12 protein-coding genes are annotated in these 13244 nt (G+C 67.2%); 7 read left to right on the forward strand and 5 right to left on the reverse strand.

Annotated elements, in window-relative coordinates:
- Positions 1–22: 22 nt before the first annotated feature.
- Both CPH63_RS09280 and CPH63_RS09285 read right to left on the reverse strand, forming a co-directional pair.
- On the reverse strand, positions 23–694 hold the full coding sequence (locus tag CPH63_RS09280; protein WP_096302654.1) for a GAP family protein: 672 nt from the start codon (positions 692–694) through the stop codon (positions 23–25).
- A gap of 89 nt (positions 695–783) precedes the next feature.
- A complete protein-coding gene (locus CPH63_RS09285; RefSeq protein WP_096302656.1) occupies positions 784–1203 on the reverse strand; it encodes an SHOCT domain-containing protein in 420 nt (139 codons plus the stop codon).
- Positions 1204–1346: 143 nt separating this feature from the next.
- Between CPH63_RS09285 and CPH63_RS09290 the strand changes: the two genes are divergently transcribed.
- The 3 genes from CPH63_RS09290 (at position 1347) to CPH63_RS09300 (ending at position 4600) form a co-directional block, all read left to right on the forward strand.
- Entirely contained in the window at positions 1347–3080 is a 1734-nt protein-coding gene (locus tag CPH63_RS09290; protein WP_096302657.1) for a SulP family inorganic anion transporter, read from the forward strand.
- A 1-nt stretch (position 3081) separates the two neighbouring features.
- A complete protein-coding gene (locus CPH63_RS09295; RefSeq protein WP_157749410.1) occupies positions 3082–3801 on the forward strand; it encodes a DedA family protein in 720 nt (239 codons plus the stop codon).
- A 97-nt stretch (positions 3802–3898) separates the two neighbouring features.
- Positions 3899–4600 (forward strand): class I SAM-dependent methyltransferase, encoded by a 702-nt coding sequence (locus tag CPH63_RS09300; protein WP_096302661.1) that lies wholly within the window; start codon positions 3899–3901, stop codon positions 4598–4600.
- A gap of 9 nt (positions 4601–4609) precedes the next feature.
- On the opposite strand, the gene CPH63_RS09305 is transcribed toward CPH63_RS09300, so the two are convergent.
- Positions 4610–5587: a formylglycine-generating enzyme family protein gene (locus tag CPH63_RS09305; RefSeq protein ID WP_172892299.1), complete on the reverse strand. Its 978-nt coding sequence runs from the start codon at positions 5585–5587 to the stop codon at positions 4610–4612.
- A 157-nt stretch (positions 5588–5744) separates the two neighbouring features.
- Between CPH63_RS09305 and CPH63_RS22185 the strand changes: the two genes are divergently transcribed.
- Positions 5745–5945 (forward strand): hypothetical protein, encoded by a 201-nt coding sequence (locus CPH63_RS22185; protein WP_157749411.1) that lies wholly within the window; start codon positions 5745–5747, stop codon positions 5943–5945.
- Positions 5946–5967: 22 nt separating this feature from the next.
- Here CPH63_RS22185 and CPH63_RS09310 read toward each other — a convergent pair whose 3' ends face one another.
- Entirely contained in the window at positions 5968–8295 is a 2328-nt protein-coding gene (locus CPH63_RS09310; RefSeq protein WP_096302663.1) for an arylsulfatase, read from the reverse strand.
- 151 nt (positions 8296–8446) lie between these two features.
- Here CPH63_RS09310 and CPH63_RS09315 point away from each other — a divergent pair, with 151 nt between their 5' ends.
- Positions 8447–9475, forward strand: coding sequence for an FUSC family protein (locus CPH63_RS09315; RefSeq protein WP_157749412.1), 1029 nt, complete (start codon positions 8447–8449; stop codon positions 9473–9475).
- Here the strand turns inward: CPH63_RS09315 and CPH63_RS09320 are convergent.
- On the reverse strand, positions 9459–10133 hold the full coding sequence (locus CPH63_RS09320) for a GAP family protein (protein ID WP_096302666.1): 675 nt from the start codon (positions 10131–10133) through the stop codon (positions 9459–9461). The two genes, CPH63_RS09315 and CPH63_RS09320, sit on opposite strands and share 17 nt — an antisense overlap.
- A gap of 164 nt (positions 10134–10297) precedes the next feature.
- Between CPH63_RS09320 and CPH63_RS09325 the strand changes: the two genes are divergently transcribed.
- Both CPH63_RS09325 and CPH63_RS09330 read left to right on the forward strand, forming a co-directional pair.
- Complete coding sequence (locus CPH63_RS09325) at positions 10298–11980, forward strand: SulP family inorganic anion transporter (RefSeq protein WP_096302667.1); 1683 nt, start codon at positions 10298–10300, stop codon at positions 11978–11980.
- 133 nt (positions 11981–12113) lie between these two features.
- Complete coding sequence (locus tag CPH63_RS09330) at positions 12114–13232, forward strand: YhjD/YihY/BrkB family envelope integrity protein (RefSeq protein WP_096302669.1); 1119 nt, start codon at positions 12114–12116, stop codon at positions 13230–13232.
- Positions 13233–13244 lie beyond the last annotated feature (12 nt).

Below are 13244 nucleotides of genomic sequence, written 5' to 3' on the forward strand. Positions count from 1 at the left end.
GACCTCATCACGTTTGGGTGAGTCACTGTCCGGAGTGAATGATCGAAATTCCCTTGGCAATGAAATAGAGGCCGATCCCCACCACGATGACCAGGGAGATCGTCTTGCCGTTGCGGGCGATGAAGTCGCCGGCTGAGCGCAGCACCGGGCCGGAGCGGTCGGGGGAGACCGCGGTGGCCAGGATCGGCAGCTCTGCCATCCAGAGCATGATCAGGGTGCAGAGGAAGACTCCGACCACGGTCAGGGCGACGGAGAAGTCCTGGTCGTGAAGCACCTTGACCGCGCCGATGAGGCCCAGCCCGGGCGAGTAGATGAGCATCCCGGTGGCCAGAGAACGCCCCGGTCCCGGAGCGCCCTTCCCAACCTTGATCTCCGGATCGGCGCCGACCTCGGCTATCTCGATAGTGCCGGGACCCTTGCGGGGTCGGGCGATGACGGCGGTCACGAGCAGGACCACCACGCCCATCACGATGTAGACAGTGCCGTTCGGGGTCGAGTTCTCCTCTCCACGCAGCGGCAACGCGCTGAGCAGGGCCAGCTCCAGGAAAGCGACGACCAGGCAGCCGATCGCCCCGCCGATCAGGAACATGGTGGCGATGAAGAGCCCGCGCGGCGCGGCCAGGTAACGCAGCACGAAAAGCAGACCGACCGGATAGAAGGACCCGGCTATCGCGATCGAGATCGCCTGAAGCATCTACACCTCCGCAGAGACGAAACTGGACTGGACCTGCAGTGATCTGAAGGCCCAGTCCAGTGAGAGTTGGCTAGCCGATGCGGCGGAGGTCAGGCGAGGAGCTTCGCCTTCTGCGCATCGAACTCGGCTGCGGTGAGGACGCCCCGGTCCCGCAGATCGGCCAGCTTGTGCAGCTCTTCGGCGGTGCTGCTGGTCGAGGTTGCGGCGGTGGCCTGGATGTAGGAGCGCATCGCCTGGTCGGCCGACTTGGCCGCCTCGATGTCGCGGGTGTGCATCGAACTCCCCCGCGCGATCAGGTAGATCAATGAACCGAGGAAGGGCAGCAGGAGGATGACGATCGCCCAACCGGCCTTCCCCCAGCTGCCGAGGTCCTGGCTGCGGAAGATATCGGTGAAGATCTTGATCAGCAGGAAGAGCCAGAGCACCCAGATAAAGATCTCCAGCATCGTCCAGAAGAGATTGAGCAGGGGATAGTCGGGGCTGGCGGCGAGCGACGTTGCGGCGAACATAGAGCGGTCCCTTTCTGGACGAATCGTCAATCGAGCTGAGAATACGATGCGGGACGGCTCATTTGCCTCATCAACACCGGGTGAGGACCGGTCACGCTTGTCGGGTGATATCCGGCGGACTCGGTCGTCGATAACCTGCAGGGGTGACCCGTCCGGCGAAGCAGGCCCCGAGCGTGCTGTCGCGCTACGTCCCGATCTTCTCCTGGATTCGCAGTTACCAGGGCAGTTTCCTGCGGGGCGACCTGATCGGGGCGCTCACCGCCTGGGCCATCGTCGTACCGGAGTCGGTGGCCTACGCCCAGATCGCCGGGGTGCCACCGCAGAACGCCTTCTACGCGGCACCGATCGCGCTGCTGGCCTACGCCCTCTTCGGCTCGTCGCGGAATCTGGTCGTCGGCGCGACCTCGGCCGCGGCCATCCTCTCGGCCTCGACGGTGGCGGCGGTCTCCAGTGACGCGAAGGTGCAGATCCAACTCTCGGCGGCGCTGGCCATCGTCGCGGGGGTCATCCTGCTCGTCGCCGGGTTGCTGAAGATGGGTTTCATCACCAACTTCCTGGCCGAATCAGCGCTGCAGGGGTTTCTCTTCGGAATGGCGATGATCATCGTGATCCGCCAGCTCGGCAAGGTCGTCGGGATCTCGACCGGAGACGGCGACTTCTTCGAACGGCTCTGGCACCTACTCAGCCATATCGACGAGTGGAGCGTCGCGACCATCGTGGTCGGTGTCGCGGCGATCGTCGCGCTGCTGCTGCTGGAGCGTTTCCTGCCTAAGATTCCGGCGTCTCTCGCCGTTCTCGCCGCCGGGATCGCCTGCTCCTACATCTTCAGCCTGGCGAAGCACGGAGTCGAAGTGGTGGGAAAGATTCCCTCCTCGGTGCCGACGCTGACCGTTCCCGATGTGAGTGCCACGCAGTACGGAGAACTTCTCGGCGGGAGTTTCGGTCTCGCCCTGATCGTCTTCGCCGAGTCCTATTCCATCTCCAGCCGCTTCGCCCAGGCCCACAACACCGAGGTCAACGCCGATCAGGAGATGATCGCGATGGGTGCTTCGAACGCCGCCGCCGGGATCTTCGGCGGGTTCGCGGTCTCAGGCAGCGCGTCGCGCACCGCGGCCGCGGAGGGGGCGGGCGGCCTCACCCAGATGCTGTCGATCATGGCCGCGATCATGGTGCTGATCACCGGGGCATTCCTCACGCCGCTCTTCACCCAGCTCCCGGAGCCCATTCTCGGCGCGATCGTGATCGTGGCCGTACGCGGCTTCCTGCGGGTCGACCTGCTGCGCCGGTACTGGCAGCGCGACCGGGTCTCCTTCGCCGTTGCCCTGAGCGCGCTGCTCGGGGTTCTCTTCTTCGACCTGCTGCCGGGTCTGATAATCGCCGTCGGACTCTCCCTCATCCTCTTCATCGGACGGGCCAGTGACCCGGAGCTGGCGATACTGCAGCGGGACGGCCGGGGTGACTTCCTGGACTCGGCCGACAACCCCGACACCACCGGCATCGCCGGGACGCTCATCGTGCGTCCCAATGGTGGGCTCTTCTTCGGAAACGTCGACCGAGTGCGCAAGGAGATCCTGGCCCTCGTCGACGGCTCCCTCGACCCGGGTGCTCGACCGGTCACTCAGCTCTATCTGGTGCTGACCGCCAGCTTCCGTCTCAGCCTGCCGGTGCTGGACTCGCTCGGCGCGTTGCACTCCCAACTCCAGCGCAGCGGTTGCCAACTCTGGCTGGTCGGGGTGCCGAGCAGTGCGAGAGCTGAACTGCAGGCCGACGACCTCTATGCCGCCGTCGGACCCGACCACGTTGTGCACCTCATCGGCGACGCGGTCGCCGCTGGTGCGGCTGGGGGAGACGGTGCCCCGCCCGCCGCAGAATCCTGAGGTGGTCGGAGAGGCCGGCCCGGTTTCCCGGCCCGGTCGCAGCCTGACCGGTCGCATTCTCCGCTGGTCACTGAGCGCCCTTCTCGTGATCGCGATAGTCGTGGTGCTCTGGAACCAGGGGCAGCGGCTGATCGCCGGGGAGTCAGACGGCTGGGCCTCCTACCTGCTCATCGTGCTGCTCGTCTTCGGCGATGCGATCTGCCCGGTGCTGCCGGGGGAGACCACCCTCAACGCCGGTGCGGTGCTCGCCGCCAATGGGCACCTGAGCATCTGGCTGGTGATTCTCAGCGGTGCGATCGGCGCCGTGGCCGGCGACTCGACGGTCTACTGGGTGGCCCGCTGCGCCCGCGGCCGGGTCCGTGACTGGATGGACCGGGCCGCCGGGGCCAAGACCGGGGTCAAGGTGGTGCAGACGCTGCGCACCAGCGGACCGGTGTTCCTCCTCTTCGGCCGCTACATCCCGGGAGTCCGCTTCGCGCTGAACGTGGCGCTGGGTGGTGTGGTGAAGATGCCCTACCGCAGATTCATCTTCTGGTCGGCGATCAGCGGGACGCTCTGGTCGGTCATAACCTGTAGCGCCGCTTACTACGTGGGTACCGCCTTGGCCGGTTACCCGGTGATCTCGATGGTCATCACCGGAGTGGGCACGACCCTGCTCATCGGTCTGATCGTCTGGGCCCAGCAGCGCTGGAGTCAGCGGGATGCACCGGCCGGCGGCTAGATGTGCAGCCTACGGCTGGGGTGCGCAGCCCGCGGCGCTTTTGCCGAACCGGCAACTGAAATTGCGTTCCAGGCGGGCGAGGGCGCAGCATCGGGACATGAGCAACGAAGCCACCTCCGAATCGTCCGTGTCCGATCTCGCCGCCACCGGTGTCCCGCCGGTTGGGGTGCCCGGTGGCCCTGGCGTCGACCCGACCGTCCAGGCGGAGTGGGATGGGCGTTACGCCGAGCAGGAGCAGCTGTGGAGCGGGCGCCCGAACGGCGCGCTGGTCACCGAGATCGCTGGGCTCACACCCGGGCGGGTTCTCGACGTCGGCTGCGGTGAAGGGGCGGACGCGGTCTGGCTGGCCCGGGGCGGCTGGGCGGTGACCGCCCTCGAGGTGTCGGACGTGGCCCTGCAGCGAGCTATCAGGCACGCCCGCGACGCCGGTGTGGAGATCCGCTGGGTGCACGCCGAGCTGGAGAAGGCCGAGCTCGCACCCGGCTCCTTCGACCTCGTCTCCGCGCAGTATCCAGCCCTGCCGCGCACCCCGGACGCGGCGGCCGAGCGGGCCCTGCTCGCCGCGGTCGCCCCGGGCGGCGTGCTGCTGCTGGTTCACCACGCCGGAATGGAGACCAAGCACGACCATGACAGCCGCTTCGACCCAGCGGACTACATCTGGCCGGCCATGGTCACCGCACTGCTGGACGACGACTGGGAGATCGAGGTGGATGAGCAGCGACCGCGGATCGCCCCCGAGGGCGGGGCCGGGGCCCACCACGTCGATGACCTGGTGGTGCGGGCCCGCCGGCTGCGCTGAATCGCCGAGTCAGTCCCGCTTGATGCAGCGGAAGCCGAGGTGTGAGGTGCTGCTGCGCACCGTCTGGCCCTGTCGGGCCGGTGGGCGGTAGCGCAGGCAGTAGTCGGGGGAGCAGAGGTGTGAGCCGCCCTTCATCACCCGGCGGTCGGTCTCCGAAAGCGCGGTTTCCGTGGTCATGCCTTCGGCACCCATTCTCTCGGTGGATACCGCGCAGCAGGCGTGTGCCGGCGGCTTCGCGACGACCGGAGCCGAAGCGTGGTCCTCCGCGCCCGTATGGTCCTCCGCGCCCGTATGGTCCTCCGCGCCCGTATGGTCCTCCGTCCATGACGAGGAGGTCCACTCCCAGACGTTGCCGATCATGTCGACCAACCCCCAGTCATTGGCCCGGAACTTCCCGACCGGCGTGGTACGAGGCGTCGCCTTCGGGCTGAGGTTCTCCCAAGGGAAGCGGCCGACCCAGGTATTGGCCATCACCCGGCCGTGCGGCGCGGCCTCTTCGCCCCAGGCATACATCGTCGGTGGTCGTCCGGCCCGGGCCGCGTACTCCCACTCGACCTCGGTCGGCAGCTCCTTCCCGACCCAATCGGCGTAGGCCAGCGCGTCCTCGTAGGCGACGTGGGTGACCGGGTGGCGCTCGCGTCCCTCCAACGAACTGAAGATGCCCTCGGGCTTGCGCCAAGAGGCGGATGGGACCCACTGCCACCAGCGGCGCCAGTCATCCAGCGGCACCGGCCCGGGGGTTCCGAGGAAGACCAGCGAACCCGGGACGAGCTCGGCGGCGGTGGCCTCGGTGAAGGTCTGCGGGTCTGGCGTCTGCTCGGCCACCGTCAGGTACCCGGTCTCGCGGACGAAGCGTCCGAACTCCTGGGTGGTGACTGGGTGGACGTCCATCAGGAAGCCGCTCACACTGCGCTCGTGCGCCGGGCGTTCCTCGACGTAGTGATTGTCGCTGCCCATGAGAAAGGTGCCGGCGGGCACCGTCACCATGTCTTTGACCTGCAGCGTTCGTTGGGTCACCTAGTTACTCTCCATGCTCTCTTCGGTGGTCGCACCCGGCGGTTGGTGGTCTCACCCCGACAGTATGACGACGTGCAGACAGATCCCCGGCAGAGTCGCATACTGGACCCGTAGAAGGAGCTGCCTGATGTCTGATGCCTCAAGCTACTGGAGCGATCGCGGACCGTGCCCCATGCGCCGGGAGCGGGCCGAACACCGCGCCGCCGCCACCGAGGTGCGAATCGACCGCCCCGGTTCAGTCGTGGGGTCGCGGTTCGTGATCGCGGCCGGCTTGCTGCTGGCCCTCGCGGCGGCGCTCAATCTCATCGTTTTCCTGAGTATGGTCTGACGCCGCCGCGATCGCCGGCCGCTCAGTCTCGGGACCCGGCGGCCCAGAGGTGCTTCTCCACGTCGATGTAGGCGTCGTCGGCCACGTCGAAGACGACCTTGTTGATGGTGCCGCCGGTGAAGTTGAATCCGTGGCCATAGGCCTTGCTCACCGGGTCGGCTGAGTCGTAGCCGATGCACAGCCCCTCACCGCAGAGCGCGTAGTGACCGGTCATCGTCCGGATCTCCTGCTCGGCCACGACCTGGTCGTCCACGTAGAGCTTGGCTGTGCCATACCACTCGCCGTACTCGCCGCGCCGCTCCTTGGCGAAGTCGAGGCCGAAGATGTGATGGCCCGGTGCGGGCATCGCAGCGGTGAGGATCTGCTCGGGCGGAACCCCCAAGAAATTCAGCACATAGTTGATGGTGCCGTCCTTGACGAACATCGACTGCCCACCGAAGCGGGAGCCCTGCCCCATGATCACCCCCTCCGTGTCACCGGTCGTCTCGACGTCGGCCAGGATCTTGAAGGAGACGGCGTGCGTATTCGCCGCCGAGCGCTCCGGGATCTCGCTGGTGCCGGGGTAGTAGACGTACTGGCCGCTCGGCGGGACTGGCACGCTGAACTCGTAGCCGCCGGATAGGAACTCCATGAAACCGAGGTCGATGAGCGGCAACACGTTGTATTTCTCGGCCTCTTCCAGCCATACGGCCTTGAGAGCCGCCAGCTTCTCCGGGTGCTCCTCGGCCAGATCGTGAGCCTCGGAGCGATCTGACTCCAGATGGAAAAGCTGCCACCGATCCTGGTCGAAGTGCCCGATCGCCGAAGGCATCGGACCGTGCTCGGCGACCGCCTTCCACCCGTCCTGCCAGATCGCCCGGGTGCCGAGCATCTCGAAGTACTGAACTTTCTTGGTGGTCGGTGCATCGGCGGCGTCGAAGGTGTAGCGCATCGAGACGCCAGGGAGCGGGACCTGCTTGGCGCCGTTCACCACCTCCGGCATCTCGACCCCGCAGCAGTCGAGGATGGTCGGGACGATGTCGGTGACGTGGTGATACTGATCGCGCACCTGACCGCGGTTCGCCATTCCCTTCGGCCATGAGATGACCAGAGGATCGGCGACCCCGCCCTGGTAGCTGTAGCGCTTGAACATCCGCAGCGGGGCCGAGAAGCCCATCGCCCAGCCGGTCGGGTAGTGACCATAGGTGTTCTGCCCACCGAGCTCGTCGATCATCCGCAGGTTCTCGTCGATGGTATCCGGGTAGGAGTTGAAGAACTTCCCCTCATTCACCGACCCGTACGGGCTCCCCTCGCCCGAGGCCCCGTTGTCGGCGGCATAGATCACGATGGTGTTCTCGAGCTGGCCGGACTCCTCCAGGTAGTCGATGATCCGCCCCACCTGGGCGTCGGTGTACTCGGAGAATCCCGCATAAACTTCGGCCATTCGGCTGAAGAGCCTCTTCTCGTCGTCCGTGAGTTCGGCCCACGGGATCACCTTGTCGCCCTCGGAGAACGTCCCCGGGGTCATCGGGTTGATCGGGGTGATCTCCGTCCCCTCGGGCAGGATGCCCTTCTCGATCATCCGCGGCACCACCCACTCCCGATAGGCCTCGTAGCCGTCGTCGAAGACGCCCTTGTACTTGTCGATGTACTCCTGCGGCGCGTGGTGTGGCGCGTGGTTGGCGCCCGGACAGAACCACAGGTACCAGGGCTTGTTCGGCGCCGACTGCTTGGTGTCCCGGATCATCCCCATCGCCTGGTCGGCCAGGTCCTTCGAGAGGTGATAACCGGCGTCGGGGAGGTAGGGCTGATCGACGTAGCGGTTGTCCTCGGCCAGGTCGGGGAACCACTGGTTGGTCTCGCCGCCGATGAAACCGTAGAAGCGATCGAATCCTTGACCCAGTGGCCAGCGCTCGCGGGAGGCCCCGGAGTGCCACTCGTCGATCGGGACATTGTGGTTCTTACCGACCCAGAAGGTGGACCACCCCTCCTTGCGCAGCACGGTCGCCATCGAGGCGCATTCCGGTGGGATGTGCGAGTTGTAGCCGGGAAAGCCGGTCGAGCTCTCCGAGATCGAGGCGAACCCGTTCTGGTGGTGATTACGACCGGTCAGAAAGCAGGAGCGCGTCGGCGAGCAGAGCGCGGTGGTGTGCCACTGCGCGTAGGTCAGACCGTTGTCGGCCAACTTCTGCATGGTCGGCATCTGGATGCGACCGCCGTAGGGCGACCAGGCCGCGATACCGGTGTCGTCATAGAGCACCACCAGGACGTTCGGAGCACCCTCGGGTGCTTGTTTGGCGATGTAGGGCGACCAATCAGCCTTGGAATCCCGAATATCGAGGTTGATCACGCCACCGAACGGCTTCGTCACAGCATCTCCAATTCGCGTCGCTTCGGCGGGCCAGTGCTGAGGTGCAATGGCGCCGTTTCTCCATCGTCCGTCGACCGGTAAGGGGTGGTCCTCATTCAGTGAGGATGAGTCGGTCGAGCCTGCGGTGCGTCAACGTTGGTTGAATACCGAAATGACGCAACACCCGACCAGGAGGGCACCCCACGGGCGGATGAGGCACGGTGCGATTGTCTGGAGCTGGCGCAATGCCGTCTTCGGTTTGTTGATCAGTCTTGGTGGCGCGGTGACGATCGCGCTCGGCTCCACGGCGACCGGCCTGGCGCTGCTACTCGGCTCGCTGCCCGCGGCGAGCATCGGGCTGCTTGCGACCCGCCACGCCCGCCGCGCGCTGGTGGTGGTCGGCGTGCTCTTCGGGGCGTTCATGATGCTGGGCGGCCTGCTCGCCCAGTCCTGGCTCACCGCTGTGCTGGGAATGTTCGGGCTGGCCTTCGGAGCCTGTTGGCTGGGGGCTCGCCGCCCGCTCGGTCAGTTGGGAATCGCGCTCTGTGTTCCGATCGCCGGCGTCGGATTGAGCTACTCCGACCTCGCCTCGGCGGTGCGGACGGGCCTGCTACTGGCCGGTGGGTCGGTGATCGCCTACCTCTGGTCCCTCGCTCTCCCCGAGTACCCGCGGCCCCTCCGATCGCCTCGTGCACTGATGAGCGCGGACCAGGCCCGCGACTACGGTGTCCGCCTTGGTCTGGCCGGGGCGGTGGCGGCCGGCGTGGGCTTCGCGCTGGGGACCGAGCACGTCGGCTGGATCGCCGGCGCCACGCTCTTCGTCATGCGCCCGTCGCGAGAGATGCAGCGGCTGCGCAGCGTCGGCCGGGCCGCATCGGTGCTCGTCGGCGCGTCGGTCGCTGCTTGGACGCTCTCATTGCATCCGGGGCATCTGGCGATTGCGGTGGTGGCCGCGTCCGCCCTGGTCGCCGCCGCCGCGCTGCACGGCAGTCGCTGGTACGTCATACCGGCCTTCTCGACTTTCCTGGTCCTCTGGGTGCTGCTCTATGACAACGACACAACCGCCGGGATCGAGCACCGTTTCGCCGAGCGCACCCTCGACACGCTCTGTGGACTGGCAATCGCCTTCGTCTTCGGGGTCGCGCTACCGACGCTGTCAGAGCGTTCGGCGCGGCGGCGTCGGGTTAGCTCAGCACCGTGATGCCGTCGCCCACGAGCTTGAGGCCGATGACGAAGAAGAGCACCGCCATGATCGCCGAATTGTTCTGAATGAACCAGTGACGCCAGCTCTCCAGCGTCGCGACGGCCTTCTCACCGGTGAAGAGGTAGACGGCAAGTGGCGCGAGCACCCCGAGCGAACCGATGATGACGAAGAGTGCGATGGCGACGATCTGTTCGCCGGTGGCGGCGCCGGTCGCGGCGATGGAGGCGGCCGCGGCGATCGTCAGGGTTCCGTTCTTGGGGTTGACGGTAGCCAGCAGCGCGCCGAGGCCGAAGGACTTGGCCGGTTGCAGGGTGTCGAGGCTGGCCATCCACTTCGGGGCCGGTGGCTCGGTGCCGGCCTTGGGGCGGCTGCGCCACTGCTTCACCGCGAAGGCGAGCAGCAGCAGGCCGAGCAGCAGCTTCAGCCAGCCCGTCCACTTGGCCGGCCCAGTGTCGGAGGAGGCGTTGGCCGGCCCGGCCAGAGCGAGGACAACCCCACCCAGCGCAGCGAGACCGACGACCCAGCCCGCGGCGAAGAGCGATCCGGTGGCCCGCCCTTTGGGCGTGGCCAGCAGCAGGATGATGGCCACGATCGGGAAGGGGCTGACCGCTACACCCGCCGCGAATCCGAGCATCGATCCGATAGCCGCGCCCATGTGCACTCCCTCGCTGCAGGTGGTCGGGTGTCGCAGCCTGCGCCTCGATCATGCCCACCGGGTGCGAATAGTGTCGTCACCCTGACCGCATGGGGTCAACGCTGCGGGCAGCCAGCATTCTGGAGCAACATCGCTGATCAAGGAGTCGTTATGAGTCGCTGTCCATGGCTGTGACGAACCTGCGCACGCTCGCACCGGCCTGGATGCGGCATTATCGGCGCGACTGGCTGCGGGCCGATGTGGTGGCCGGGCTCACCGCCGGCGCCGTGGTCATCCCACAGGCAATGGCCTACGCCACCATCGCCGGGGAGCCGGTGCAGGTCGGGCTCTACACCTGCCTCGTCCCGATGGTCGTCTACGCCCTCACCGGTGGTTCCCGGGCGATGAGCTTCAGCACCACATCGACGATCGCCACCCTCACCGCGGCCACCCTGGTGGCGGCCGGCGTCGCCGCCAGTTCCACGAATCCCGAAGGCGCCCTCAGCACGCTGACGCTGCTCGTCGGCGTGCTGCTGATCGTGTGCCGGGTGCTGCACATCGGGAATTTGATCAACAGCATCTCCGACGCGCTCCTACTCGGGTTGAAGGTCGGCGTCGGGCTCACCGTCGCCCTCGGACAACTGCCGAAGCTGCTCGGCATCGCGCCCCCGCCTGAGGGCGACGGATTCTTCCGCAACCTCTGGTATTCGCTGCAGCATCTCTCCGATGCCAACCTGGCCACGGTGCTGCTGGGCTTCGGATCGGTGGCGGTGCTGCTCATTCTCAAGCAGATCAATCCGAGAATCCCCGGGCCGCTGGTCGCAGTGGTCGGCGGAATCCTCCTCTCCTCCGCGCTGCACCTCGACGAGCATGGGGTCGCGAAGATCAGCAAGGTCCCCAGCGGGCTGCCGCTTCCGCAGTGGCCGTCGCTGCATCATCTCGGTGACCTGCTTCCCGGTGCCATCGCCATCACGCTGATGGCGGCGCTGGAGACGATCTCGGTGGCCCGCAGCATCCGCCACGAGGGGGAGCCGCCGATCGACAATGATCAGGAGCTCTTCGCCAACGCGGCCGGGACCTTCGCCGGCGCCTTCTTCCAGGCGCTGCCGGCGGCCGGCGGCTTCTCCCAGAGCGCGGTCAACAGCGGCGCCGGAGCCAAGACGCAGGTCAGCCAGCTCGTCACCGTGGTGCTCGCCATTCTCACCGCGCTCTTCCTCGGACCGGTGCTCTCCGAGCTTCCGCAGGCGACTCTGGGCGCCGTCGTGGTGGTCGCCACCCTCGGCCTGATCTCCGTCCGGGAGATCGTCGCGCTGGCCCGCTTCGATCCGCTGGAGTTGGCGATCACCTTGATCACGGCGGCGGTGGCCTTGGTCTCCGGCCTGCTGGTGGCGGTCGCGGTCGGCGTCGCACTGACCTTCCTGCTGGTGCTCGTCGAGTTGAACAAGCCCCCGGTGATCGAGCTCGGCGCCCGGCCGGGCGGTGGCGTGGCCCCGCTCAGCGCCGGTGGCGAGATCGTAGAGGGGCTGCTGATCCTCCGGGTCGGAGCGCCGCTCTATACCGCGAACGTGCGGGCGGTCGCGGCTGCGATCAGCGAGCGCGTAGCCGCCGCCGGGCGGCCGCTGAGTGTGGTGCTGCTGGATGCGACGGCCGCCGGAACGCTGTCGATGACGATTCTGTCGACCATGCTGGAGACACAGCGGGAGTTGAACGAGGAGGGGATCGGGCTCTGGGCCTCGTCCCTTTCAGAACACGCACTGGCCATCGCTCGCCGCGCTCCCAACTGGAAATTGTGGGCCGCCGAAGGGCGCGTCTGGCCCACGGCTGAGGACGGCGTGGCGGCCTTCCGGGCGAGGCCCGCGGCCAAGTAATCTTCTGGGCACCTCCTACGTCGGCGACGCTATCGCGCCGCACTTCACGCGCGGCGAGTGAGGCGCGATGTCGCCGCGGGCGGCAGGCTGAGCCAAGAGACGATTGGGTGGCGCTGAGTTGGCGAACGAGGGCATGGACGGGAACTCCGTGGAGGGGCCGATCTCGGACGTTGACACCGACGCGCCGGCGGTCGCCGACGGACTTCCGGCCGTACCCCCGGGCCGGATCGAGAAGTGGCGAGGTCGAGCCGAGCGGGCCCGGGCCCGGGGTGAGGATGCCGCCGACCGCTATCAGCAGCGGGCGGTGGAGCAGCCACTGCTGTCACTCCCGATCGTCTTCGTCGGCCGCTACACCGCGCGACAGGGGATGCTGCTGGCCTCCGCGGTCGCCTTCCGGCTCTTTCTCTGGTTGCTGCCGCTCTCGCTGCTCGCCGCCGGAATCCTGGCCGGTATCGCCTCGAACCGGCACGCCAATGTCGAGTCGGCCGCCCGCAAGGCCGGCTTGACCGGGGCGGCCAGCCAGCAGGTCACGACGGCGCTCGAGGGCGGCGGCCGATCCTGGTGGGTCGCCGTGGTGGTCGGTCTGGTGCTGCTGCTGTGGACGACCCGCACCCTGGTGCGCAACCTCGTCGTCGTGAACGCTCACCTCTGGGGGGCGCCGCTGCGCAAGCGGAAGCAGAAGGAGCAACTCACCACCGTCGCCTACTTCCTCCTCGGATGGACGGTCGTGCTTGTTGCTGTCACCGGAGTGGCCAAAGCCCGGCAGTACATCCCCGGCGGCTTCGTGATCGTCGGAATCTGCCAGGCCGTGGTGCTGGGCGGTGCCTGGCTGCTGGTCACATCACGACTGCCCGACCGCCGGACCGGTTGGCAGGCGCTGCTTCCCGGGGCCGTCCTCTTCGGGGTCGTCTTCGCCGCCTTGCACGCTGTCAGCCGGGTCTACCTACCGAACAAGCTTCATAGCGCGTCCGAGCTGTACGGTTCGCTCGGCATCGCGGCGACGATGCTGGCTTGGCTACTGATCATCGGGCAGGTGATCATCTTCTCTTCGCTGGCGAACGTGGTCTGGGCCGACTTCCTCGCCGAGCGGCACGGGCTGCCGGTACTGGCCCGGGGCACCGACGACGGGATACCGGCGGCCGAGGGGGAGTCAGACGATCACGATGAATTGGGCGACGGGCCACCGGCCTCGCCACTGCCGTCGCTGCTGCATTCGCAGGTCCCGGGCAATGAGGTCGAGCCCCGGCTCTGAGCCGTCGTGGTT

This window comes from Jatrophihabitans sp. GAS493 (genome assembly GCF_900230215.1).
Lineage (GTDB): Bacteria > Actinomycetota > Actinomycetes > Mycobacteriales > Jatrophihabitantaceae > MT45.

Excerpts from the sequence above, each read along its gene's own strand:
- CPH63_RS09300 (WP_096302661.1), top strand. The coding sequence starts at position 3,899 with ATGAGCAACGAAGCCACCTCCGAATCGTCCGTGTCCGATCTCGCCGCC.
- CPH63_RS09315 (WP_157749412.1), top strand. The coding sequence starts at position 8,447 with ATGACGCAACACCCGACCAGGAGGGCACCCCACGGGCGGATGAGGCAC.
- CPH63_RS09280 (WP_096302654.1), bottom strand. The coding sequence starts at position 694 with ATGCTTCAGGCGATCTCGATCGCGATAGCCGGGTCCTTCTATCCGGTC.
- CPH63_RS09285 (WP_096302656.1), bottom strand. The coding sequence starts at position 1,203 with ATGTTCGCCGCAACGTCGCTCGCCGCCAGCCCCGACTATCCCCTGCTC.
- CPH63_RS09325 (WP_096302667.1), top strand. The coding sequence starts at position 10,298 with ATGGCTGTGACGAACCTGCGCACGCTCGCACCGGCCTGGATGCGGCAT.
- CPH63_RS09305 (WP_172892299.1), bottom strand. The coding sequence starts at position 5,587 with ATGGTGACGGTGCCCGCCGGCACCTTTCTCATGGGCAGCGACAATCAC.
- CPH63_RS22185 (WP_157749411.1), top strand. The coding sequence starts at position 5,745 with ATGTCTGATGCCTCAAGCTACTGGAGCGATCGCGGACCGTGCCCCATG.
- CPH63_RS09330 (WP_096302669.1), top strand. The coding sequence starts at position 12,114 with ATGGACGGGAACTCCGTGGAGGGGCCGATCTCGGACGTTGACACCGAC.
- CPH63_RS09320 (WP_096302666.1), bottom strand. The coding sequence starts at position 10,133 with ATGGGCGCGGCTATCGGATCGATGCTCGGATTCGCGGCGGGTGTAGCG.